Annotated in this window: 20 protein-coding genes, 1 tRNA gene and 2 pseudogenes; 8 read left to right on the top strand and 15 right to left on the bottom strand. The window is 51.6% G+C overall.

The window, feature by feature from the left end; genetic code table 11:
- Positions 1–156: 156 nt before the first annotated feature.
- The 3 genes from queE to AAEZ03_RS02855 all read left to right on the top strand — a co-directional run bounded on the left by queE (position 157) and on the right by AAEZ03_RS02855 (position 1,648).
- Complete coding sequence (gene queE, locus AAEZ03_RS02865) at positions 157–804, top strand: 7-carboxy-7-deazaguanine synthase QueE (protein WP_048370543.1); 648 nt, start codon at positions 157–159, stop codon at positions 802–804.
- Position 805: 1 nt separating this feature from the next.
- Positions 806–1,498, top strand: a complete 693-nt coding sequence (gene queC, locus AAEZ03_RS02860) for a 7-cyano-7-deazaguanine synthase QueC (protein WP_178109977.1) — start codon at positions 806–808, stop codon at positions 1,496–1,498.
- Positions 1,499–1,572: 74 nt separating this feature from the next.
- Positions 1,573–1,648: transfer RNA gene (locus tag AAEZ03_RS02855), tRNA-Lys, on the top strand.
- Between the two features lie 329 nt (positions 1,649–1,977).
- Here AAEZ03_RS02855 and AAEZ03_RS02850 read toward each other — a convergent pair.
- Complete coding sequence (locus AAEZ03_RS02850; RefSeq protein WP_153390004.1) at positions 1,978–3,336, bottom strand: site-specific integrase; 1,359 nt, start codon at positions 3,334–3,336, stop codon at positions 1,978–1,980.
- Entirely contained in the window at positions 3,333–5,174 is a 1,842-nt protein-coding gene (mobH, locus tag AAEZ03_RS02845) for a MobH family relaxase (RefSeq protein WP_502947882.1), read from the bottom strand. Before mobH ends, AAEZ03_RS02850 begins: the two co-directional genes overlap by 4 nt.
- A 420-nt stretch (positions 5,175–5,594) precedes the next feature.
- Here mobH and AAEZ03_RS02840 point away from each other — a divergent pair, with 420 nt between their 5' ends.
- Entirely contained in the window at positions 5,595–5,960 is a 366-nt protein-coding gene (locus AAEZ03_RS02840) for a DUF3742 family protein (RefSeq protein ID WP_350575874.1), read from the top strand.
- A 55-nt stretch (positions 5,961–6,015) separates the two neighbouring features.
- Here the strand turns inward: AAEZ03_RS02840 and AAEZ03_RS02835 are convergent, their stop codons facing one another.
- The 9 genes from AAEZ03_RS02835 to AAEZ03_RS02795 all read right to left on the bottom strand — a co-directional run bounded on the left by AAEZ03_RS02835 (position 6,016) and on the right by AAEZ03_RS02795 (position 16,065).
- Positions 6,016–7,548: a conjugal transfer protein TraG N-terminal domain-containing protein gene (locus AAEZ03_RS02835; RefSeq protein ID WP_350575871.1), complete on the bottom strand. Its 1,533-nt coding sequence runs from the start codon at positions 7,546–7,548 to the stop codon at positions 6,016–6,018.
- A complete protein-coding gene (locus tag AAEZ03_RS02830; protein WP_278939357.1) occupies positions 7,545–7,925 on the bottom strand; it encodes a hypothetical protein in 381 nt (126 codons plus the stop codon). Before AAEZ03_RS02830 ends, AAEZ03_RS02835 begins: the two co-directional genes overlap by 4 nt.
- Positions 7,926–7,935: 10 nt before the next feature.
- Complete coding sequence (locus AAEZ03_RS02825) at positions 7,936–9,294, bottom strand: integrating conjugative element protein (RefSeq protein WP_350575868.1); 1,359 nt, start codon at positions 9,292–9,294, stop codon at positions 7,936–7,938.
- A gap of 34 nt (positions 9,295–9,328) precedes the next feature.
- A complete protein-coding gene (locus AAEZ03_RS02820; protein ID WP_350575865.1) occupies positions 9,329–10,261 on the bottom strand; it encodes a TIGR03756 family integrating conjugative element protein in 933 nt (310 codons plus the stop codon).
- Complete coding sequence (locus AAEZ03_RS02815) at positions 10,258–10,689, bottom strand: TIGR03757 family integrating conjugative element protein (RefSeq protein WP_502947881.1); 432 nt, start codon at positions 10,687–10,689, stop codon at positions 10,258–10,260. Before AAEZ03_RS02815 ends, AAEZ03_RS02820 begins: the two co-directional genes overlap by 4 nt.
- Positions 10,690–10,810: 121 nt before the next feature.
- Positions 10,811–11,587: a phytanoyl-CoA dioxygenase family protein gene (locus AAEZ03_RS02810; protein ID WP_350575863.1), complete on the bottom strand. Its 777-nt coding sequence runs from the start codon at positions 11,585–11,587 to the stop codon at positions 10,811–10,813.
- Positions 11,588–11,793: 206 nt separating this feature from the next.
- Complete coding sequence (locus tag AAEZ03_RS02805) at positions 11,794–13,590, bottom strand: ATP-binding protein (protein ID WP_350575861.1); 1,797 nt, start codon at positions 13,588–13,590, stop codon at positions 11,794–11,796.
- Positions 13,587–14,723, bottom strand: coding sequence for an SIR2 family protein (locus AAEZ03_RS02800; protein WP_350575858.1), 1,137 nt, complete (start codon positions 14,721–14,723; stop codon positions 13,587–13,589). Before AAEZ03_RS02800 ends, AAEZ03_RS02805 begins: the two co-directional genes overlap by 4 nt.
- 739 nt (positions 14,724–15,462) lie before the next feature.
- Positions 15,463–16,065, bottom strand: coding sequence for a hypothetical protein (locus AAEZ03_RS02795; protein WP_102688677.1), 603 nt, complete (start codon positions 16,063–16,065; stop codon positions 15,463–15,465).
- Positions 16,066–16,299: 234 nt separating this feature from the next.
- Here AAEZ03_RS02795 and AAEZ03_RS02790 point away from each other — a divergent pair, with 234 nt between their 5' ends.
- Together AAEZ03_RS02790 and AAEZ03_RS02785 are read left to right on the top strand one after the other, a co-directional pair.
- Entirely contained in the window at positions 16,300–17,433 is a 1,134-nt protein-coding gene (locus AAEZ03_RS02790) for a hypothetical protein (RefSeq protein ID WP_350575856.1), read from the top strand.
- A gap of 20 nt (positions 17,434–17,453) precedes the next feature.
- Positions 17,454–18,068, top strand: a complete 615-nt coding sequence (locus AAEZ03_RS02785) for a hypothetical protein (RefSeq protein WP_350575854.1) — start codon at positions 17,454–17,456, stop codon at positions 18,066–18,068.
- 581 nt (positions 18,069–18,649) lie between these two features.
- Here the strand turns inward: AAEZ03_RS02785 and AAEZ03_RS02780 are convergent.
- Positions 18,650–18,892 (bottom strand): SOS response-associated peptidase family protein, encoded by a 243-nt coding sequence (locus tag AAEZ03_RS02780; protein ID WP_350575852.1) that lies wholly within the window; start codon positions 18,890–18,892, stop codon positions 18,650–18,652.
- A gap of 116 nt (positions 18,893–19,008) precedes the next feature.
- Between AAEZ03_RS02780 and AAEZ03_RS02775 the strand changes: the two are divergent.
- Both AAEZ03_RS02775 and AAEZ03_RS02770 read left to right on the top strand, forming a co-directional pair.
- A pseudogene (locus AAEZ03_RS02775) lies at positions 19,009–19,230 on the top strand (peptidase S24); the annotation flags it as partial.
- Positions 19,184–19,552 (top strand): annotated as a pseudogene (locus AAEZ03_RS02770) (DUF4113 domain-containing protein); the annotation flags it as partial. The pseudogenes AAEZ03_RS02775 and AAEZ03_RS02770, both read left to right, overlap by 47 nt.
- A gap of 54 nt (positions 19,553–19,606) precedes the next feature.
- Here AAEZ03_RS02770 and AAEZ03_RS02765 read toward each other — a convergent pair.
- The 3 genes from AAEZ03_RS02765 to AAEZ03_RS02755 form a co-directional block, all read right to left on the bottom strand.
- Complete coding sequence (locus AAEZ03_RS02765) at positions 19,607–20,584, bottom strand: RHS repeat-associated core domain-containing protein (protein WP_350575850.1); 978 nt, start codon at positions 20,582–20,584, stop codon at positions 19,607–19,609.
- Between the two features lie 251 nt (positions 20,585–20,835).
- Entirely contained in the window at positions 20,836–21,108 is a 273-nt protein-coding gene (locus AAEZ03_RS02760) for a DUF3077 domain-containing protein (RefSeq protein ID WP_282363281.1), read from the bottom strand.
- Positions 21,109–21,577: 469 nt separating this feature from the next.
- Positions 21,578–22,234: a DUF2931 family protein gene (locus AAEZ03_RS02755; RefSeq protein ID WP_350575847.1), complete on the bottom strand. Its 657-nt coding sequence runs from the start codon at positions 22,232–22,234 to the stop codon at positions 21,578–21,580.
- Positions 22,235–22,471: the final 237 nt, after the last annotated feature.

Below are 22,471 nucleotides of genomic sequence, written 5' to 3'. Positions count from 1 at the left end.
GAAGCTTTCATCGAGAAACCCGCGCTTGTCGCGGGTTTTTTCGTTAGAATCCACGCCCTTTTATGAAATACGCTCTTCTGAGTCCTGCGAGTGCAGATTCTTTAGAGTGCCTGACGGAGGCGGACAGCCTGTTTAGCTGTTACGCCCGTGGCGGATATGCAAGACACATTGAGAATTACCGAAGTTTTTTACTCTTTGCAGGGTGAAACGCGAACGGCTGGCCTGCCCACCGTTTTTGTACGTCTAACGGGCTGCCCATTGCGCTGCCAGTATTGCGACAGTGCCTACGCCTTCAGTGGCGGCACTGTGCGCTCCCTCGACAGCATTCTTGAGCAAGTGGCCGATTTTCGTCCGCGCTACGTGTGCGTGACGGGTGGCGAGCCCTTGGCGCAGCCTAATGCCATTCCATTGCTTAAACAGCTTTGCGACGCGGGTTACGACGTCTCTATCGAGACCAGTGGTGCGCTGGATATTTCGGCTGTCGACCCACGCGTCAGTCGTGTGCTCGATCTGAAAACACCTGGCTCCAAAGAGTCCCATCGCAACCTCTACGAAAACATTGCGTTGTTGACGCCGCATGACCAGGTCAAGTTCGTGATCTGCTCGCGCGAGGACTACGACTGGGCAGTGTCCAAGCTGATTGAATACGGCTTGGAGCGACGCGCCGGTGAAGTGCTGTTTTCGCCGAGCCATCACGATCTGGCGGCCCGTGACCTGGCCGACTGGATTGTCGCGGACAACTTGCCAGTACGTTTGCAAATGCAACTGCACAAATATCTTTGGAATGACGAGCCGGGGCGCTGAAATGACTGAACACACTGCTGTCACTGAAAAAAGAGCCGTAATTTTGCTGTCCGGCGGCCTCGATTCGGCCACCGTGGTGGCCATGGCTCGCGCTGAAGGTTATCGCTGCTACACCATGAGCTTTGATTACGGCCAGCGCCATCGCGCCGAGCTCGACGCTGCAGCACGTGTTGCTCGCGACCTGGGCGCGGTTGAGCACAAAGTCATTGGCTTGAACCTGGACGGTATTGGCGGCTCAGCCCTGACCGACAGCTCCATTGATGTACCCGAAGCACCCAGCGAAGGCATCCCGGTAACTTACGTGCCGGCTCGTAACACCGTATTCCTGTCATTGGCCTTGGGTTGGGCAGAAGTGCTGCAAGCGCGGGATATCTTCATTGGTGTTAATGCCGTGGACTATTCCGGCTACCCGGATTGCCGTCCGGAGTTCGTAGAAGCCTTCGAAGCCATGGCCAACCTGGCGACCAAAGCCGGTGTTGAGGGGCAGGGCTTTCGCATCAAAGCGCCACTGCAAAACATGAGCAAGGCGCAGATCGTCCAGGCGGGAATCAAGCTCGGCGTGGATTACTCACTCACCGTGTCCTGCTACCAGGCCGACGCCCAAGGCCAAGCCTGCGGCAAATGCGACAGCTGCCGCCTGCGTGCAGAAGGCTTTCAAGCGGCCGGTGTTTCGGACCCAACACGTTACTTTTGATTTATTTCACATTTATTTTTAACAAGGTGTTGAATTCTCGTTAAAAATCAGTATTATACGCACCACAACGAAGCGGGTCGTTAGCTCAGTTGGTAGAGCAGTTGGCTTTTAACCAATTGGTCGTAGGTTCGAATCCCACACGACCCACCATATGCAACATCAAAACAGCCGGTACGCACCTCAGGGTCTACCGGCTTTTTTGTGCCTGAAATTCGGTGGGACGCGCAGACTGAAAGGCAAAAAGTTCACCATGCACTTGCTGACATGCAGCCGTCTTAGGGCGAACAGTAGTTTCGCGCCCGGGTGATGTCAATCTGCAGTAGCCCACTGGCGGTGCCATTTGATCAAAATACGAAGTGTCTGTCGGACGACGTTCCTTGCTAGGTAGGAATGTTCGTATATCAATAGTGTTGCTGTCAGTTGAACGTATCTGAAACAGGCTCCGCATCCATAAGCCACTGACATGAACCTTGTACGCGTTAGCCCCAATCATAATTTTTTATACAGCCACGCGTGATCATGAGGGCGAAGAGGGTTGAGGGTTCTGAACCATCGTCTCTATTGGAGGGTGGTGGCAAGTTCAGGTCTTGCCACCAGGTCCCAGGGCCATCCCACGACAGTTCGTGGCTCAGCCCTGTGCCGACGGGAAGGATTGCCTGGTCCAGCGAATAGCGCTCTGACGGCAAGCGTTCAACCTGTGTCAGCAGCTTTGAGCCTGTAGCCGGTTGATGCTGCAACTGACACGTCTCGACCACAATGCATTCAACGTCTTTGTCGTCGGATAGCTCTGGCGTTTGCTCTATCAAAAGAGCGGGTGGCTGCGCCTCAGGCGTAGGGGGGGAGATAACAGCAGGAGCAGGCGGCATTTGCTCATCGACACGCCGTTCAAAGGTAATCGCACCTTGCGACACGCTCCGCTCGTGCAGTACAGCTCTCATCAACTCGTAATCAGTTTCGATGTAGCCCAGCGTCGTGGCGATATTGGAGTGATTGAGCAGGCTCTTGGTTATGTGGATGTTGCGCTCAGGGTGACGCATCAAGTCTGTAGCAATGGTGTGTCTGAACCGGTGGGGAGTCATGCGGACCCCGAACTTGGCGATCAACTTGCGATACATGCCCTCGACTTGATCGGTGTTCATGACCACTGCGCGGTAGTGGATCGAAAAGCGGTTAACGTTAAACAGTTGATCCTTGGGTTTCATGCCGATGCTGTTGGCTGAATCCAGCAGCCGCCTCAAGTGGGGGGCAAGACCAGGACAGATCGGTATGGAGAACTCACGGTGAGTTTTCTCGGTGTCTGCCTGCACCCGGATCAAGCCTTTGGCCCAATCGATATCTTGATAGCGCAAGCTAAGCAGCGCATTCAGGCGGATGCCTGTGTAATAAAACATCTCGAAAACTGCGAGCCAGAACCAGGCAGGCGTAATTTGGCTGCGCTTATGGGTGCTGTGTTCTTCGGCAACCATAGACTTGAGCCATTCACGGGCGCGTTGTATGGCTTCGCGATCGACCGTTTTGCTGGGCCGTCTTGGCGGAATGACGGCAGTTTTTCTGAATGGGTTGGTCGAGGTGCACGTCAGGGTTCCCTGCTCGAGAGCAAAGCCCCAGACCGTGCGCAGGTGGTTTGAGTAGGTGTTCCAGCTCTGTTTCGACAGGCCTCGGTCCAGTAACTTTTTACGCCATGCCAGTACGGAGCGGTTATCAATTGAGTCAACCGTGACCGTTTGGCCGAAGTGTCGGAGCAAGGCCCGGGTGGCCGATAAATACATCACCCCTGTTGCAGCTCTCAGGTCGTGAGTTAAAAGGTAATCCTGTGTCAGCTCTTGTGGCGTATTCATGCAGCCCCCTCTGCAGAGTCGTTAACAAGGCTGAGGCTCACATTGTCGAAAGGGATTTCACTGAACAGTAGGGAAGGGTTGTTTAGCAGATAACCGCGAAGCTTTTTACTGCTGCGCGGACCCACGACATTAACCGTCCAGATGTTGAGACTGTTTTGTGTTTTGCGATGCAGCTTGAGCTTCTCAAAGCCGCGCTGAACCAGTTGCCAGGCATTCAGCTCCTGCGCTTTTGCCTGAGCCTCCAGAGCCGGGAACTCCTGCACAAACCGTTTGAAAATCCCCGGCGTAACCAGCATTGCCGTGCCCGATACGGTATGCACCAGTGCCTTGGCATCATTGATGATCAGCTTTCTGGAATGCACACCCTCTTTGAGCCAATCAATAAAGGCCTGGCCAAGCTGAGTCTTCTGGATGGCGGCCGCGTCTGCGACTTCAGTCGTTTGTGCATCCGGAGCGCGAGCAACAGAGTCGTTTTCTGCTTCAGACGTAACAGGATCTGATGTTGGCGGTAGAGCTTGTGCGTCGCCTCCCAGCAGTGCCATGAGAGCGTCTAAATCGTCAGGGGGCGCAGCAGTAGGGCTGCAGAAATCGGGCAGCGGCACTGCAGAGGCGGGCGGGTTGGGTTCTGTCTTGCTGAGTGCCAAAGCCGGCAGGTTGTGTTTGACGCTGCTTTCGTTGCTCGCAACCTCTTCGATCGACGTGTCGGTCTCAACCTCCAGCGTGCCGAAGTAGACCGGTGGCCGGTCACCTGGATCGCTCCATATCAGCGTCGGTGAGAGCTTGAGCAAGGTGAAGGTGTTGCGCCAACCCTTGCTGTTGTCGATCGTGGCCTTCCAGATGGCTTTGTCTTGCGCGTTGGTCTGGATGACCCCTTGGTCCTGAAGCATGTTGAAAAACGGCGCGTTTGAGGTGGGTACGCCTTCAATGCCTTGAGTCAGCAGATAGGCTCGAAGCTGGTCTGAAACAGGTTTGCTGACCAGCCACAAGGCGTCTTGAGTCAACCAGCCATCCGATGGCCCGTCAGGCTGATTGAGCTTGTAGGTCTCGCGTACCAGGTAACGCAGTCCATCAGCCAGTTGCCGTTGCAACGACTGCTTGGGAGCATCCAGTGCGCGCGCAGGATTGCCTCCCAGCTCTTGCGCGACTGAAGCTTGATCGGCCTTGACCACGATCTCACCCAAAATACCGGCGTGTTCGTACTGCCCCGACAGGATAAAAATCAACTGCGACCACGCTTCAGGAAAACCGCTGAGCCAGTCCAGGATGTTTGGAGTGAGAATCTGCGCGTAGATCAATGCCGCGGCTGCGCCGTGCAAGTGATAGTTACGCCCCTTCACATGGCGAAATCGGTAGGGCTGGGTAATTGGCCCGTGCCAAGGGTGCCAGGTTGCTCCGTCCTCGAGCTCGACATGCAGGTCGACCGCAATTTTGCCGAGGTCGTGAATGAGTGCTCCGTAGGCAGCCGCGGCTGTCCAGGCTTCGGCTTGCGCGGATTGCGACTCCGGTGGTGCGTCAATGGGCAGCAAGTAGGTCTGTCGAATCTTCAAGGCATAGGCGACGATCTCCAACCCGTGATCGAGCATGCCGCCAGGATAAGCATGGTGATGGTTTTGCGATGCAGGGAGTTGCTGGACCAGCTCGGCGTAACGCTCCAGTGGTTGCCGGTAGAGTTCGACAAACTGTTGGCGGGACAGCGAAGCGCGTTGCCAGATGTTCTCCAGCAGCTTTTGCCGGCGCGCTGGTGCAAGCAGTGCTTGGCTGGAGGCGGGTTGCCATAAACCATTCTGGGGAGTGGTCTGTTCGTGTGGGATTTTTCTGCATCGAAAGAAAGAAAGCATGGCCAACTCCACTATTAATCATGGGCGGGCTTTTCCTCTATCTGATGGACGTTGCTCAATAAGAAATCAATATTGGCAGCCGATCACATTTCGAGGGGCAACATGCCATTACGTCCCATGCTGAACAGATATTGGTGTGCCTAAATATTTCCAGATAGAGGCTGCTTCTCGGTTTGGCGTCGGGAGGTTCAGTTTCAGCTGTGGGGGATTTAAATCCCCGTGGTAGATGCGTTGGCGGCAGAGTGCCTTTTCGCACTTCAAGCCCTTTCGGGTAGGGCTTTTACCCTTGGGAACCTTTCCATTGTCTTTTGAGAGCCATTTAACCCTTTGGGCCATTTGAGTTCGGCTTGCAAAAGATACTGTCTGGGCGTATGACTGGCCTCATAGAACTCCAAGAAATGCTTCACAGGAGAAGCGCTCATGGCTACACAATCATCTCAGAGCTTTGCAGTTCGCTTAGGCTATGGCTTGGGTCGGGGTGTGCGCTTTTTTCTTGTTGATGAAAATGTGGTGGTTCGATGGGTCAAAAGGTGTGGGTTAGCCACCTTGTTGCTCTTTGTGACTTTTAACTTTCCTCTGAATTTTGCAGGTGAACTCATCGCAGTATTGGTTGTGGGGGTGGCGGCCGCTTTGCTAACAAGAGTAAGTGCTTCGAAAAAATTTACTGATGACAAAGGTGTGGATTTATCCTGTCACCCTAGCATTCCTAGAAATGGTAAGGACGGTTATGGGTATTACGATAGTTATGGAAATTTCAGGGGTTCAAATAACCCATTCGATGACTAATTAAATATCCGAATGTATATCAAGGGCGGACAGCTTCAGGCTGCCCGTCCTGCATTCAGTTTTTGTTCGTTAATGATTGAACCCCTTGTTGCGCAAGTCCTCCAGCTCTTTCTCCAGACGCTTTCACATCCTTGGTTCCACTGGAAAGACCTTCAAGCACTTTTCCAGCGCTGACACCTGCCCACCCCAGAGCTCCCATCCAAAACATCGGTAAGATGATAAACATAGCCCCCATCACGAAATTCAAGATGGCATCTTGAGTAGCCGTATTTAGCCCCATAACTGGATCGAAACTCAGATGTGGTGAACCGGATCCGTACAGCGCATCGAGTATTGTGCTGTCTACCCATCTCGCTAATTGGAACCAGAAGTCGACAAAAATGAGAGCAAAGAATATCGTGCTCAGTGTCATAGCTACTTGCAGTTGATAAGCACCGACAATAAGTACTAACGGAATACAGATCACCATTGCCATCTTTAGAAACGCCATGACCATTGGCAAAGCCTGGCGAACCATATCCATCGCCGGGAAGTACCCCAGAGAACCTATTGCAACTCCGAACGTACCTGCGGACCTGGCCATGCCGTTCCACATAGTCCCCTCAATCTGTCCACCGTAATCCGAGTACACACTGCCCTGAACTTGATTTGAAGGGGAGACCAATTGACGCACGAAAGACTCGTTGATTTGTTCAGGCGACATCCACTTCGCCCACCCGATTAGTTGCGTCAGAGTATCTGGGCCTATTTGATCCACCAGTCGGGCTTTCAAACCAGTCCCGCCGTCACTCCACCACTGATTACAGGTTGGGTAGCCACCACCTCCCGTAACCTGCGGCAACCCCGCATCTCGCGTGGGGTTGTAGGGCCAGGATGTTCTAGGGGTTTTGGAGTAATCGGTGTCGTAGTAGCCGGGGGTGTTTAGAAAGTAACGTGACCCAATCCAACTCAAGTCCGAGAAGGCCCCCATTTTGTCTTGCTCGGCTACCACTTCCGGGTTGCGCATAAACAGCCGAGCGCGAGAAGGGCCATAACAATCGTGAGTAAAGTCGGCAACTTCCTGAGCCAGCAAGGGGTTGTTAATACGCGTGCGATCTACGTCCATCCGTAGTTGCCGTAGGTCTGTGCCACAAGGAATAGCCGCGATAGCGCCACTCGTCAAAGCCTTGGACAAGGCATGCATAAAGGCCCACCACAGAGGTATCTGAGCGGTTTTCCCGGCTAAAGAGCTGAATGTTTTATTCCAGCCAGTCTCTGTCGGTGAAGGCAGATTGTATTGGCATTGTTGAGACCTGCTTTGATCGAATGCCAACGAGTCGAAACTCACATTGACCGCTGGCACTCCGCACAGCGCTACAACGAAATAGCCGACGTAAATGTTAGTCTCGATCCGGGCTAAAGAGAGCACACCTTTGTTACCCTCGTCAGCACCTTCCCCGCGTACCTTCAACCATTCTCGGATCACGATGATGCAGAAGGGCAGGGCAAACAACCCAGTGTCCGCGATCATTGCCCAGATGCCGTTGTTGATGATCCAGCCGACCAGCGTGAGGTAATACTCCAGGTAGTCATTGGTGTAGAGGGTCATAGTACATTCCCCGTCTTGAACACAAACTTGCTGACCTCAACCAGCAGAATCAAGACCACTACCAGAAGCTCGATCTTGGAAAAGCGTTTGCGGTTTTTCAAACGCTCAGACCTCGGCTGATGCGCCTTGAGTTTGAGCCAGGCCACTGTCATTACGGTGTAAATCATCATCCGCCATGTGAGGAGAGCCCAGTAATGCTCTGTACGCCATTCTTCCCACTCGTGGGCGTCTTCAAACATTCCCAATAAGGCCTGATTCAACAGTACCGCCAATGCGGACACTGCCACCAAGAAGCTCGCGCCCAAGAGAAGCCCTCGAACTATGCGGCGGATTTTTGAGGGTTTTGGCACAGCGACAGGGTTCTGAGTGTCATTCATTATCAATGCCTCACTGGATTCTGGACGGTGACTGCAATTGATTCAGCCGATCCGTTTCCGGATCGCCCTCGAACACGCCCCGTGAGTTTTCGGTGCGTGCTTTGCTCCTGGCAATAATCGTCATCGGTGAGTTGTTGGCGAGCTGCTGACGCAGTTCGAGTTCGGTGCGCAGGTTGTCGATCTCTTCTTGCAGAGACGATTTCTGCTGATTGACGGCGTTCAACGCCAGATCGTTGATTGCGACGTTGGGTTCGCGGCTTCCGGCTAAAAGCGTTCGCTGCAGTACCAGCGCTTTTTCGAGTACTTCAGAGAAGGCGACCTCAGAGGCCAGTCGGCGAGCCAGCACGTCCTGGTCGCGCTCATCACGCAACACCACAATCACCCCGCGAGTGATGGGTAATGAGTTGCTACTGGCAGCGTTGAGGTTCTCCACCGTCATGCTTTTGGTGTTCGTGAGCAAGTCTTGAAGGGCTTTGAGCTTGGTGTCGTAGGTTTCCTGAATCAGCGGTGTCAGGCCTACACCTGCAGAGGTCACGGTTTTAGGGCAGCTGTCACAGGTCTGTTGTTGCTGTTCCCCGAGAACGCGAATGGCAAATGCGCTGGTGTCCTGAGGGGAAGACCAGACATTGCAGACCATGCCGTTGTTGCAGCTTTCTTTGCTGATTGAAGACGTGTCGTCGGCGGCGCGTTTGTTCAGCAGGTTGTACCCGGCCCTGGTCACATCCCCGACGATCTGAATCGGTTTCTGGCCGGAGCCACCAGCTCGATTGCCTCCCACCCATGTCACACCGTCGTTGCCGCTTTTCTTCTCGACTTGCTCGACGGCCGAGACCGCATCGGTGTTGGATGTCATGGTCTGGGCCATCGCCTGACCCTCAGCAAGCTTGCCCCAGCCCATCTGATTGCCTGCGATGTCAGCCATCTTCTCGCCAATGGCGCGGCAGGTCGATTTGGATCGATCAAAGTCCAGGCGGGCCTGCAAGATGCCATTGGTGATCAAGTTGTACAGCGCAGGATTTGCCCGCTGAAGGATCAACGCCGGCAGCGAGGCCACCGCTCCCGTAGCGTTCTGCACCACTGTCGACATGATGTTTTGAAAACCGGCGGTAGCCCCGTTCAACTGGTTTTCGAGGGTGTTGGTCATGCTCATGTTTCCGCAGACCAGATTGTTGTTCCAGCCGCCACCCACCTGAATGCTCTGCATGTTGCCAGCACTGCCCATAGCGACAGCGCTGCCGCCTCCGATGCTGTAAAGCACCTCATCCCCGATCACGCTGCCAGAGGACGAAGCGTTGATAGGGTCAGCACACCAGGCTGTCGCGCAGCAGAGGCTGTAAAGGGTTCCGATCAACCAGGGAGTGATTTTCATGACAGGCTCCGATCGCTGTTGGTCTGGATGCTCATTAAAAGTCCGTGCTCCCCAGGAAGGTCTGGCCACGACGTTGGCTGCAGGCGTATGGACGCCACAGCGCCCAGGCGTAACCACCGTCCTCGGCCTGAACCTGTGGTGTTGAATGCGGGAATACGGCACACGATTGACTGAGCGTCGGCGTCAGCTCCTGCCATTTGCCGGTAGTGGCATCGCCCTCTATAAGCTCACCTGCAGGCCAATAACCGTCGCGCGCAGAAGCTTGCATGGGCAAATAGACATGGACTTGCCCGGTCCGCGTAGTGATGTCACCGGCGCGTTGCGCGATGACTGCCCCGGTCTTGTAATCGTTGGTTTGCTGCAGAAACCCACTGCGGGGGTAAACGTTGCCCCAAAGATCCGCGGCGGCCATGCTGCCGACTTCACGTCGACCGGGGATTAGCGCTTCTGGATAAACCGCCTCAGGGATCCCGTACCGCCAGGCAATAGGATCAAGCGTGCTCAAGAAATACGGCATCCACGGCGCCGTCGCGCCTTGGCAGGCATACCCCGACGCACTGGCAAACTCACTGAACACAGCACCGCCCGGGTGCCCGATTACATCCGCCTCTTTGAACTTGAGTGCCGCGTTCTCAGCAACATGATTGGTCGTAGCGTCATTGCCTGCCTGAGACAACGGAGTCGGCGTCCCCAAAGGCGACATCTCAACCCACGGGTTAGCCCCGGTATTGGAATACGCCGACACCACCGCATCCGGCACGTAATGCCGCACCTTGGTCGACGTCTTCACCTTGCAGCCCAGCGCCGTGCACAGCAGCCAATAGCAAATGCCAACCACCTTGTACTCAAGGCACTGAGGCGACAGCGACGAGGTAATGATCGTTGCTGAAGTTATCGATGCCGAGGCGCTGAAGGGCAGGCTGCAGATGAGAGCCAGCGACAGAGGGCGGAGCAGGCAGCGGTTCATTGCGGTTGGCCTTTGGCGTTGTTGATGAGTACCAAGGCTTTGGCTACATCCGGCTCGCCGTAGACGACGTAGCGCCGGTCAACAACGACGGCCGGGATCTTGATAATGCCTAGGCTCCAGGCATCGGCTAGGTCTTGTTGGGCTTTGGCCAGATCGGTTTGTAAGCGTTTGCCGGAGGGGGTGTTGAGGCGGCTTTGCATTATTGCGGCGGCTTGGTGTGGGTCTGAGGGGAGGGCGCGGGACAGCTCGGACTCGAGGTGTTGTTGCTGGTCTAAAAGAATGATTCGGGCTGGACTGGGGGAGGTGATGGGGTGTGCTTGGTCTGTGATTACCCAGGTTTGGGCTTGTGTGAATGTGGTGATTGTTAATAGGGCGAGCAGCACCACCACATTAAGCGGCATGAGGGTGAGGGCTTGTTGGGTGGGCATGGTGCTGTACCTGAGATGGGCTCAGGAGCATGGGACTAGAATCAGTGAGTAAGTGCAGTAGGAAAACGGTTTTTGGTGGGGGATGGTTTTTTTGGATCTGCGTTTTGCCAGGTGGTTAACCTCAGGAGTTCACGATTCGTTTCTCTGTAGTGCCCTGGTAGAAGGCTAGAAGATCTTTTCTAGTCGATAGAGATAATGTTTCGTTCGCTTGGTAACGAAGAGTCGATGAACACAAACCAAACTGGATTACGATGACGTCCCGTTCCTGCTCACTACGATTAGGTGACCCTCCGTGCAAAGTTGCGGAGTGCAGTGCAAGGCAAGCTCCAGGCGCCACATCAGGATAAAGCGCGGTTTCGACAGGTGCGTCGCTTTGAATGTGAGAGCCGGGGACTATTGCTGTGCCTCCATTGCGAACAGACATGAACTGAAGAGGGATCAATAAACGCAAAGTGCGTCCGTCATGGCTGGCGAAGTATTTATTGTCAGCATCACGATGCCACCCGATGGCGGGGCCTACCTCACTGGGTTTACGTGTGAGATTACAGAAGTGAAACAGCAGATCGCTAGAAGCACATTCGAGTAGCTCGCCGACGCAGGTCCAGATGGACTCTTGGCTAAGTAGCCGTGCAAAGCGTGGCTCCAGGGCGAGGAGGTCGCCGATAATGAAGGGTTCGCGCTTCCAGCGATCTGGTGGAATGCCTGGATTGCGCTGCGGATGTTGCCGGCTAACTTCACTAATGGTGACTCCAGCTGATATTGCAGTCGGATCACCGCCCCGATAGCGGTCAACCAGTTCGGTGACCAGTTCTCGTACAAACGCCTGTTCTTGTTCACAAATGAGTTCAGGTATTACTAAATAGCCATCGGAGGCAAATTTCACAGTCCTTGTATTCATAGCAGACTCCTGTCGCCATACAGTCAATGCCTCAAAATATGCGAGCCTACGGCTGTAATGATGCTGCGTCCAGCGTTGACCGCTTTTAGCCGTTAGCTGCCTGTCACGAAGGGCTGCTTCCGGCCAAAAGCAGACATTCAATACATCTACAAAACTGGCATCGATTCGACCGCCCTTAATTTTTAGTAAGAGTGCTATCAGTCAGGTCAAGGAACCATATGGATATCCGGAGAAGATTTCGGGTTGGCCCATAACTCCTCAAGATTGACATCATCGCTGGCTGGCCGATGCGCCTTGACCAACGGATCAACTTTAAGAATCATGGGGATGTCAAATGCTGTACCAGTAACCACACAACAGCCTTTGGCAAGAGTGGGTATCAATGCCTTCGAGGATGAATCTAACGTACTGATGGTATTGTCCAAAAGCATGAGGTCACGTTCATTGACCAAGCGGTGAATAAAAAAATTGTGAATTTGTGAAACGATAGTGGGAGAAATATCGGCTGGTCGCTGACTTGAAAGTGTTAGATATACACCATACTTTCGCCCCTCTTTAATTATTTCCTCGAATAGTTCCAGGCGATAGTCTTTCCATATCTCGTGTTCTCGCGTGGACTGTTCCGACAGTATATTGTGGGCTTCATCAATTATTAAATGCAATGTTTGCGCTGGTGGACTTCTTAAAGTTTCCGACTCCTTGTGATTAATGTAGGAATTCTTGGCGATAAGAATGGGAAGGAGTTTCTTGATTTCATTGTTGCATTTTTTCAGTGAAATCACATGGAGTAGATGACGTGGTGTTGGAGTATCAACGATTTTTATTACTTTCCGAAGGGAATCAATAGAGGATTTGGCCCGTGACAGGACTGGTTGGATATGCTCGTGTTGTGCATAACCCAAGAGCACATCCAAGCAGAGCTGAAGATAGCAGCGCACAATAAGCTCATCAAATTGATCGAGATCGCTCAAGTCCAAATGTGCTTCCAATAACGGCTTTAAAAAAGCAGCATAGCTTTTGCCGTCAGAGTCATAATAGTGGCCATCTAGAAAAAAATACTTCTTTACGGCGTTATACTTTATTTTTGCAAGATGGTTCTCCAGTTCCTCACAGCACACCAACCTAGCAATTTCTCTAGTCAGTTCAAGCGCGTCAGATTTTGGCTCGCTTGCACTGAAAACCTTTTGAAAAGTTTTCATAAAGTAGTTGGCCAGAGGTATATCTTTAAATCTATCTCTGCCACTCACTACCCGCCTAAGAAAAGGCTGCTGAGTATTGGTCGTAGCTTGGAATAGTAGGCTAAGTGTCTGCGCATCCCAAAAATGGATGCTTTCGATCATGAATTTTTCCCCACCTCGCTTGGTATCTAATATTGTGATTTTTTTATCTTTGGCAGGAAGTATTTGCCCTTCAGTGTATTCACCATTGAAATCTATGATAACAAATTGGCTTTTGTTCTTCAGTCCATCTAACTTTTCTCTAAATAAGGTGGTGTACAGTTGGGCGAGAGTGTTGGATTTGCCGCTCCCTGTATTGCCAAAAATGCCAAGATGGCCATTGAAGATCTTGGCCCATGGCAGATTTATTGATACATCCTCCTTTAGCATGGCACCTATGGAAAAATTGCTATCTCCTTCGGTCCCATAGATTTTGCTGACCATGGATACGCTTAGTAGGAATGCCTGGTCTCTGATCATGGGCATGTATTTCACGCCCTCATAGAACGTGTCATCAACAACATATCCTATGGGTCTAACATCGACCTTACGAACGTATATGGTTTTTTCGGCCTCTACATCGAGCTTTTTTTCATCTAGGTATTCGCCCTCAACTAAACAAACAATATCAATGAACCCTCGCTGAATAAGGAGGTGTTCTCTTAATGACACCCCCCGATATTTCATCCCGTCGTAAAAAATGGTCTCGTGGCTGGAGTCCTCGAAAATACGAAGAGAAATTCTAACACCTGACACGGCAATAACCTCACCAACGACAATACTCATACGAGATCATCCTCTGGCGGGATATAAGTTTGTGGCTTGAGCGACAGCACGTACTTGTTGAAGTTGGAAAAATCCATTTTGACGCCCTCTGGCGGACCGATTACAGTTACATTCCTCCATTGCTGAAATTCTTTCCGCATCGAGGCTGCGCTACCTGAGCTATAGCAGCAAATGAACGTCTGGAGTTGAGGGTTTACCAGCGAGCGTTGGACCAACTTAAGGATGTGCTCATCAGCAAATGAGAAGCCAAAAGTAATAAGGATCGAGTTCGGCTTTTCAAGCTCATAGCTCAGCAATCGAAGCATCTGGTAATAATGCTCTTCAAATACGGTTTCGTGGAATTTCCATTTTGTTGGGTTGACGATAGGTAACTTATTGTACGCTTGCCAAAACTTAGCGATTTGCTCACTAGTGAATTTCACATTTGGTACGCGTGCGGTAGACCCGCCCGGGGTGCCTAAGTAGCTGGAGAGTGGACTGATCTTGCTAATTGTCCTTGCAGTGAGCAGATGGTTAAATTGATTAGCATAGCTAACCTCAATTTTATCTGCGTGTTTCGACCAGTAAACAGATCCGTGCAGATGGATGATATTTAGTTGAGGAACTCCATAGCTGGCTCTTTCAAAAACGCCTGTTTGACATTGAAATGTATTGAAATTTTTCGCATGTAGATATTTCTTATGGAAGCCGGACGTGCCATCATTGATCACAAAATCATACGTCCCTTGCGCTTGAATTTGGTCCGCACTATGAGCGAGGCACCCATCATAGTTGGTAGTAAAAATATTGATTTTACGATTTAGTTCCTTTCGACGATCAAGAAAGCCTAGCAGGGTTTTCATGAACGTCTGATAATTCAAAAGATTTTCCTTGCCTTTGGTAGTTTGAACTGCCGAAGGGGAAAATGTCTGAACGGGAAAGATACAGGTGTTGTAATAATGCATGAATAGGGCTGTACGCTTTTCTGGATAATGCTCGAACTTTGTAGCTAGCGTCTCAATTGTTTCCCACCTGCCGGTGGCGTCTTTAATTTCTAGTGCCAAAGTTGGGAATAAATCCGCCGACGCCCCTGAGCCGATTAGAATATTCACATTTTTGTTATAGGCATCCAATGGGTCAATTGATTCAAACATAATGGCTCCGTTGGTTTAACTTGCACATATGGCAATGTTTCCGGCCAAGAATCCCAGTTCTAGGGGGGCTGGCTTTCGGTCTTTGCATGTATGAAGGGTCGTCAGTATGACGATTTCGGCAGCGCTTACCCGACTGCCCACTGAGGGCGCTCAAAACCAGAAATGAAAGATCGTCACCTGAAGACGTTTTATAACAAAGTACGCAGCTTAAGCCGTGATTTTGTTCCATCAAGAAATTCCCTCTTTGCACCCGGATTCCATTTGTTCGGCTCGATGGTTGGCTTTGACGGGGCACTTATCCCTAGCAAGCTAGTATTTCGCCAGCACGCTGTCCACTCCAAGAGCCGATAAAGTCAGTAGGGTTTTGCTTGGAAGGGATGCCAGGGAAAACTGGATCTGGCTACGCTTAGGGTGTGGAGTGTGTCAACGCGCGATAAAAAATGACTTACTTCACGGGCACAAATGTTTCCAAGGACGCGTGTTACCCATCTATCGGGTGATAACAGGGTTTTGATTTGGCAATTACAGCGGAAACAGCCGCGAGCTTTTCAAGCCGTTTTTGATTTGATGTTGGTGAAAGGTAAACGTCCGTTCCTGAATTGAACCTGACACAGAGATTGACCTCTCCTTTGGGTCGATTGCAGCCCATCACAACAGGCAGCAATCGGCCAAAATCGGTCAATCGAAGGAATCTACGGAAGTGCCGCCTTTTCATACGACACCGCAGGAACTGTAGCGCTCAGGTAGTGCGATAAGTCCGTGCGACCTCTCCCAGGTATGGTTTGATCCTAGTGAGGTCTGAAGCAAAGGACTCGAGTTTCGTCTCTGTCTCTGCATCGTCGTTTATCTTTCGCAGTACGGCGATGATCCGTACCAGTACCCATGCGACATCTGCTGCCATATCAAGAATGTAATCCTCGATTGAAGCATCACCGAACGGTCGCTTCCTCTCCTCACCATTCCACCGAGGATTCCGCATAAAAAATGCTGTTTCCCCGAGAGGCACTAAGTAGCCGTGGAGCAGAGAATGGCGATAGTGCATCAACTTGTGAGCTGCTTCGGCAGCGCGTGCCAGGACTTCGTTCGCACCTGGGCTCAAATCCTCCCTGCCATTTCCTACAATCGTGACTAACTGAGAAGCAGGTGGCCCATCAGTGGAAGGTCTAACCCCCTTCACGCTTTCGCGTTTTAGTGCCCAAACCGCTGGCTCTAGGTGGGCCTCGAAAAGTCCGAATGCGACTGCGAATGTTCCAATTTTCTGCTGAGCGATAACCGACACCCCAAGTTCGGAGATGGCCACCATTACGCCCAAAGCATTGACTGTGAATGCTGGCGGTTTCATTTCGTTGATTCTCCGTTCTTGGTGATGCTTGCTGTATAGCACGCCTCCATGTGAAAAATTCCATTCGAAACAGAGTAGAGGATATGCGCTGATGCTCGAATCTATCGGAAGTAGACCGCACTGAACGTCGGCTAATGGCCGATAGCTGCCTGTTGCGGATCGTCGAAAGCCGACGGTGGACGAAGCAATGGCGTTAGGCTACCGTTCAATCCTGCGTTAGCTGCAAAGGAATGCATGTCGGAATTTTTAAGGAATCTTAACTTGCCACATTCAGTTTTCTTTCGCCCACAAGGGGAGCTTCTTGGCAAGGCATTGTCGGCCCATACAATCGCAGCATTCATAGCCGCCCAAGGCGTTTATCAATTTGAGAAGCTCACCTCGGGTAAAGCAATGCGGCGGGACCTCTTAGAGTTTCTTCTGCGAAAACGTGCAATTGACTATTGGACCGGGAACCATTGGTTACTTGCAGGAAAAAAAACCACAGAGTTACTCCTAACGGACTCAGGTCTGCGGAAGCTTGAAAGCCGCGTAAAAGGTAGGGCTAGAGCACAGAGTGTTACATCAACCCAAGTGCATCAGGCCTTAACTACAATTTTTGAGGGCTCTGAACACGACCCTATGAATAAATTTGAAGTCGAGGTCAGCGCCCCGGATAGAGCCCCACCCCAATTTTTTGCCGTCAAAAACAGCGGACAGCACAAAGGTATGTTCCTGTATCCGCATCGATATGCAGACGGTTCGTACGTTGCCACAACATCAAAATACGCTACTGACTATATTTATATCGAGCACCTTGATGATCTTTCGGCACTTGTTCGTTCAGGCTATGGTGCCCGAATGTCTAATCCGGATCTAAAGCAAGGTCCGTCATATATTGCCCACAGCAAAATAAAATTCAGTCGGACAGACAATTCATCAGAGGTGCTAAGGCGATATCTCTCAGCATTGGCTGGACATGACGACTTTGATGGCGTGACGCTCACTAAGTATCGTAAGGAACAGGCATTTTTAAGGGCATACTTGCTGGACGGCCGCAACCAGGCCGCATGCGTACTTTGCGGTCGAATTATGCCACAGGAGCTATTGGTTGCTGCCCATATAAAGCCTCGAAGCAAAGCTAGTAAAAGTGAGAGGCTGGACTTTGAAAATATCGCGGCGCTGATGTGTTCATTAGGCTGTGACAGCTTGTTTGAGAAAGGTTTTGTTTATGTTGCAGAAGGGAAGATATATATCAACCCCACAAGAAAATCCACACCCCACTTAAATAAATCCGTAGAAACTCTAGTCAATAGAACTGCGGAAAACTGGCATGGCAGCTCAGAATATTATAAGTGGCACGCAAAAGCGTTTGGTTGGAAAACCCAATAACAGTAGGCCCTAGAGTAATTATGACTCATGCACCTCAAGATTTATTTGCAACAGCAACAGCAACAGCAACAGCAACAGCAACAGCAACAGCAACAGCAACAAAAAAAGAAAAAAATGAATTCCTGATGTATGAAATCGGATTGTTGAGCCTTAAGGCTGCGCTTTCAACACGAGCAAAAGACTGGCCTATCTACTCCTCATCCTGCAAGGTGTATCAGCGAGAAAAGGTTAAGCAAGGTTTCCGGGAATTACTTGACGACATTTTCTCCAAGTATTCGACTAGAATCGTGACCGAAAGCGAACATGTTGAATATATTGATATTATTGCAAATAATTTTTCAGCGAAACACAGAAGCGCGTTACACAGAGGCCGCCTCAGGTTTGGCGTCGCCCAGAAGTTGATCAACATCCACTTGAAGCACTTGTGGGTGGCAGGTTTTTGCTCTGAGCCACCACACTGTCCACTAGACGGTATCGTGCGCGACTTAGCGTGTCTAGACTACGACTGGACATCAAGTGACTCGAAATCACATTATCTAGAGGCAATTGAGCAGCTCAGACATAAGGCATCACCAAGGAGCCTGTCAGTTTGGGAGCTCCAGGAGTTTCGCCGAAGGGCTCAACTTGGGTCATAAGCCCTCTGCTTCGCCACTTATGCTCACTAGCTTAAGAGCTGATGACTGCTTTGGATCGAAAGCGGTCAGCTAGGACCGGCTGCTTCCGACCCAAAGCTGACATCTGATTTCCCTCGTTTATCGCTATGATGAGCCAAAGCTTCGCTACCGGAGTTAATGAGCTTTGGGCGACCTACTGCAAGTGACCATGGCCTGATAACTCACATGGCATGAGGCCAGAACAGCAAGGTTTATGCTTTAGGTTGGCGACCAAAAAAATCAGCGCAATGCTTGGTTGATCGTCTCGAAAAGCTTCGAGAATCGCTGAATTACGTCTTTACTGATCTTCTTAGGTGGTACCGCCACATAAGCAGCAGCCACTGCAAAATGATTGTATCCAGGGGTTGGTCGAACGCTGACCTGACTGCTTATCAGCTGCTTCTCTATCCTTTGTACGATCCGATCTGCTTGCGGCAGATCCTCCAGTTTTAAGACTATTCCAGCAAGAGCTTTGGAATAGACCTCGTTGAAATGTTCGAGATACGCTTTGGGGTCTAGGAGATCCTCGAGGTCGGTGGCAACAGCGTCCGCTTCGTCCGCTCCTAGGTTTTTGAATTGTGAGAAATCGGCCGTTTGCCTTTTGCCCAGAAGGGCGCCCAGCCCCAGTGCACGGGATCTATCCGTAACCCGTCTTCCACGCCATGAATAATGCTAACCCGGGTACTTGGGGCGATGTTGTAGCGGCCAATGGGGTGGTTGTCGTAGCCGTTGACGATTTTTCTGTCGGCGGCCAACACGTCCAGGTAATCAGCGATGCCTCGGTACTGCACAAATCGTCCGCACATGGCGAGGGCCTCTAGGGCTGTAGCGACTGCAGGGAGCGTAGACGCATTAAACGGGATGTTCCTCTCGTCTAAATTTCATGCGGACGTATTGCTCAGATCTGTCCTACGCGCGCGTCATGAGCTTCACTCTTTTAGGTCCTCTCGTGGAGGGCGGAGTTCCTATACCGCTGTGTTTGTTCAAGATTCCGGCCGGGTTTCCGTCACCGGCGGCGGATCATATCGAGCAGGCGATTTCTTTGGATGAAGTGCTCAATGTGCGCGCGCCGCATGTTTATCTGGCGTCTATCGATGGCGAAGTACGCCAAGGGCGTGATTGTGACGCTGCCATACCCGACCGATGATGTGCGCTTGTTGACCAAGGCGGCGGTCGAAGCGCTCACCCATGTTTTTCAGCCCGGGTTCAAATACAGCAAGGCTGAGGTGTTGCTCATGGATCTACGGCAACCGGGCGAGTTCTCGGATGATCTGTTTGCGGTTAATCAGCTCGCAGAGGCGACCAGGGTGATGGCCGTTCTGGATCAAATTAACGCGCGCTGGGGCAGGGGCACGCTACGGGCTGCCAGTGTGCCCAGCAAGCCGGATTGGGGCATGCGCAGGGAAATGATGAGTCAAAGCTATACGACCAGACTGGATCAATTGTGGCGACTGTCGTGTCATTAAAATATAGGCACTCATTGGGCCAATAAGTGCCTAGAACGTTCGATAGAGGCTAGGTCAGAGTTTTTTTCGCACAGAGCTGGCCTTGTTTTCTATTTGCAAGTTGCTATTTCGGGCGGGCAAGCGGGGAGGCAGCGCAGGAGCCTCAGAGTCCACAAATGCTGGGTTATCGTGACCACTATTTGGGTTACGGGATGACAATCTCGTGGGGGACAAGTTACGCGCGGGTGTAGGTGGAGGAAGAGGTGCACGGTGTTGTGGAAGAACCGAGACTCCGTATTCGCGTAAAGTCACAACGGCTTTACGCTCGAGAGGGAAGGTGAAATCCAGGTAAATGTCTGGGTTGTTAGTCGGAATAGCGATTCTATTCCCGTGAATATAGTCAGTACCCCTTGGCAATCCCTCTAGTTCAATAGGGGTTTTCATCAGGCGCTCCATTGCTCTGCTTTGGCGTGTCACAAGAGGGATGCGACGTGGCAACGGTGGCGCTGAGGTAGCTACCTCAGCGATCAATCGCGTGGCAAAAGGCATGTGTCCATCAATGTCTACTAGATTGACCGGATCGCCTTTGCAATAGGCATAGGCATTAATACCTCCCTTGCCAAAAGGGCTCCAACTGTCGGGGCTGTTAAAACGCATCAAGACAGGATTAAACGCTCGATAACCGTTCCCTAGCATATAGTGCGCTGTGACGGGGTCAGGCCTTTCGCCATTGAAACCCATCACGTTGAGTACGTCTCCATCTATGGATCGATGCCCATAAGCGGTGTAAGCATAAGGTTGCCGCATACCTGAGGTGACAGCATGGAGTACAGAGCGTTGTAAATCAGTCGCCAGTAACTTTACGCCATTGCCGTGTTGCAACTCAGCGAGCACCAATCCCTGGTGTTCGAATAAGCTGTTTTTTTCACTGCCTTGAATCTCGGTAGCTATACGGGTGTCGTTGTAAAACCGTTGAATTGAGTTAGTACTCGTCAAACGATCCAGTGGGTCGTATTGATAGACACTTACCGCGACATTGCGTGGAGAGCTCATATGCCAAACTCGGGGGAGTACAAGGCCTATCAGTTTCTGTAGGTTCAGCAAATGTGTATAGCTAGCAGAACTGCTAGGTTTTAGGCCCTCAGGTTGTTCCAATAATCATGTGCCATAGACGAGCGTCTAGTGAAGGCTCCCCGCAAGTAATTACTCAGGGCCAGCCCCGGCTGTTATCGAATACTTTCAAAAAACACAACCCCACCCGGTAGCGATGGGGCTGCCCATGGGCTGACGCTAAACCCATACCGTTACGGTACGTCTTGCAGCCCCAAGGTCACGTCGTCAATGATCGCTTTCGCCATTTCGCTGAGGTAGTGCGACGCCCAGCGCATGGTTTCATGGCCATCATCCATGGCGCCCAGGTAAGAGAGCGTGTTGACGCAGTTCAACAGCAAAGAGGCATGTTGCAGAGCTTCTTCACCTGAGACACCGGCAATGACGCAGAACAGGCGCTGGTTCTCTGCGTTGCAGGTGCCAAAGGTGGCGCCGCCAACGGTTTTGATCAACGGTGAGACGTTCATAAGGCACCTCGTTTCGCATCGAGGAGTTGGACGTTGTGCAGGGCGACAGTAGGTGTCGGGCATTTTATAAACGGATTTAGAGCGTGCATCTGGCATTACTCCTATTGTTGAGGAGCTGCCACGAACCGCCGTCAAACGATTTAGGGTGGCAGCTGTGCGCAGGTTGACGGACCGGGACAATAGGAAACCCGGCAGACCCGAAGGTCTCCCACGCACAGCCGCCATTAACGAAGATGCGGACGCAAAAAAAGCGCCTGCAATCGTAATGGGGGCGCCTGTGCGCCTATTGTTAATCGGGCCGTCAAACCCGTTCGCTGATGTGCAGCGACGTCGAAAGGGTAACGCTCAGGTCCTTAAAGTGCAACCGCGAGCCGGTTTCTCACTCAAGTTAAACCGGCCTCAAAACGAAGCATCGCAGCGCGCGCCCACCAATCCATGTCTGCTCAGCGCTTCAGCGCCTAAAGAGGCATTACCAACTGCCATACGGGATGCCATAGCGTTCGACATAACGTTTCGAAGGTTCTTCTTGCGGACGGTATTTTCCATTTGATTTGCCTTGGTACGGGCCCAACGGCTCAATCTCTGCTTGGGCGTTGGAGACCAAGACCCTGCCCAAGCAGTTGTCCTTCACCCAAGCCTTGATAACGCCTCCTGGTGCCACGCCAATTATTGCCAATGCCGAGTAGTTCGCTGCATCATTTGGCCAGTCAGGGCAACGACGCGCAGTGGAGCCGCGCATGATGCTTCGGGCGTTTTCAGTAATTTCGATCCAGCCTTTATAGGTTTTCTGCTCAACGACGGATTGCCAACGCACGAAGATACGTTTGGGCAAATCAGCACCCGTAATAGGGTAAAAGTTACCTCCTATAGTGCCCCAGCCCCGGGCGTATTCTTTGTCCAGCCCTGGGTCACCAGATCCAAGCGACCCTCCAGGCCCTCTGAACCATCGACCTTTCATATCCTCGACAGCAATGTACTCAACCCAGCCGGACATATAAGAAGGGCCAATGTAATCAAGATTCCAAGAATCGTCCTTGGGGTCGTTTGCACCCGACAGTGGGTCGTTTTTACAGGCCGAAAGAATCAAAATGCACAGCAGCATAAAAGCTGTTTTGAACCGTTTCATAACACAGCCTCTGTCCGCACATGGCGCCAGATTTTATTGGGTACGTCTTCATTCGCCATCTGAGTACTTTCGCTTCTTGAAAAGCGTGAACTGTAGGGTGGCTGAGGCGAACATGGATGTAGGAGGGAACAGGTAGATACCGAAGGAAAAAACCGTTATTTGCGTAGGTGCTGAAGGGTGCGGTCTTGTGAAAAACTGTTGTGTCATCGATGGCTGTTTTTATCCGAGTGATTTTAT

Origin of the sequence: Pseudomonas sp. HY2-MNA-CIBAN-0224 (genome assembly GCF_040310285.1) — a bacterium.
In the GTDB taxonomy this organism is placed as follows: Bacteria; Pseudomonadota; Gammaproteobacteria; order Pseudomonadales; family Pseudomonadaceae; genus Aquipseudomonas; species Aquipseudomonas helleri.
The sequence above is the reverse complement of the archived record's forward strand: the minus strand, read 5'-3'. Positions and strand labels throughout refer to the sequence as shown.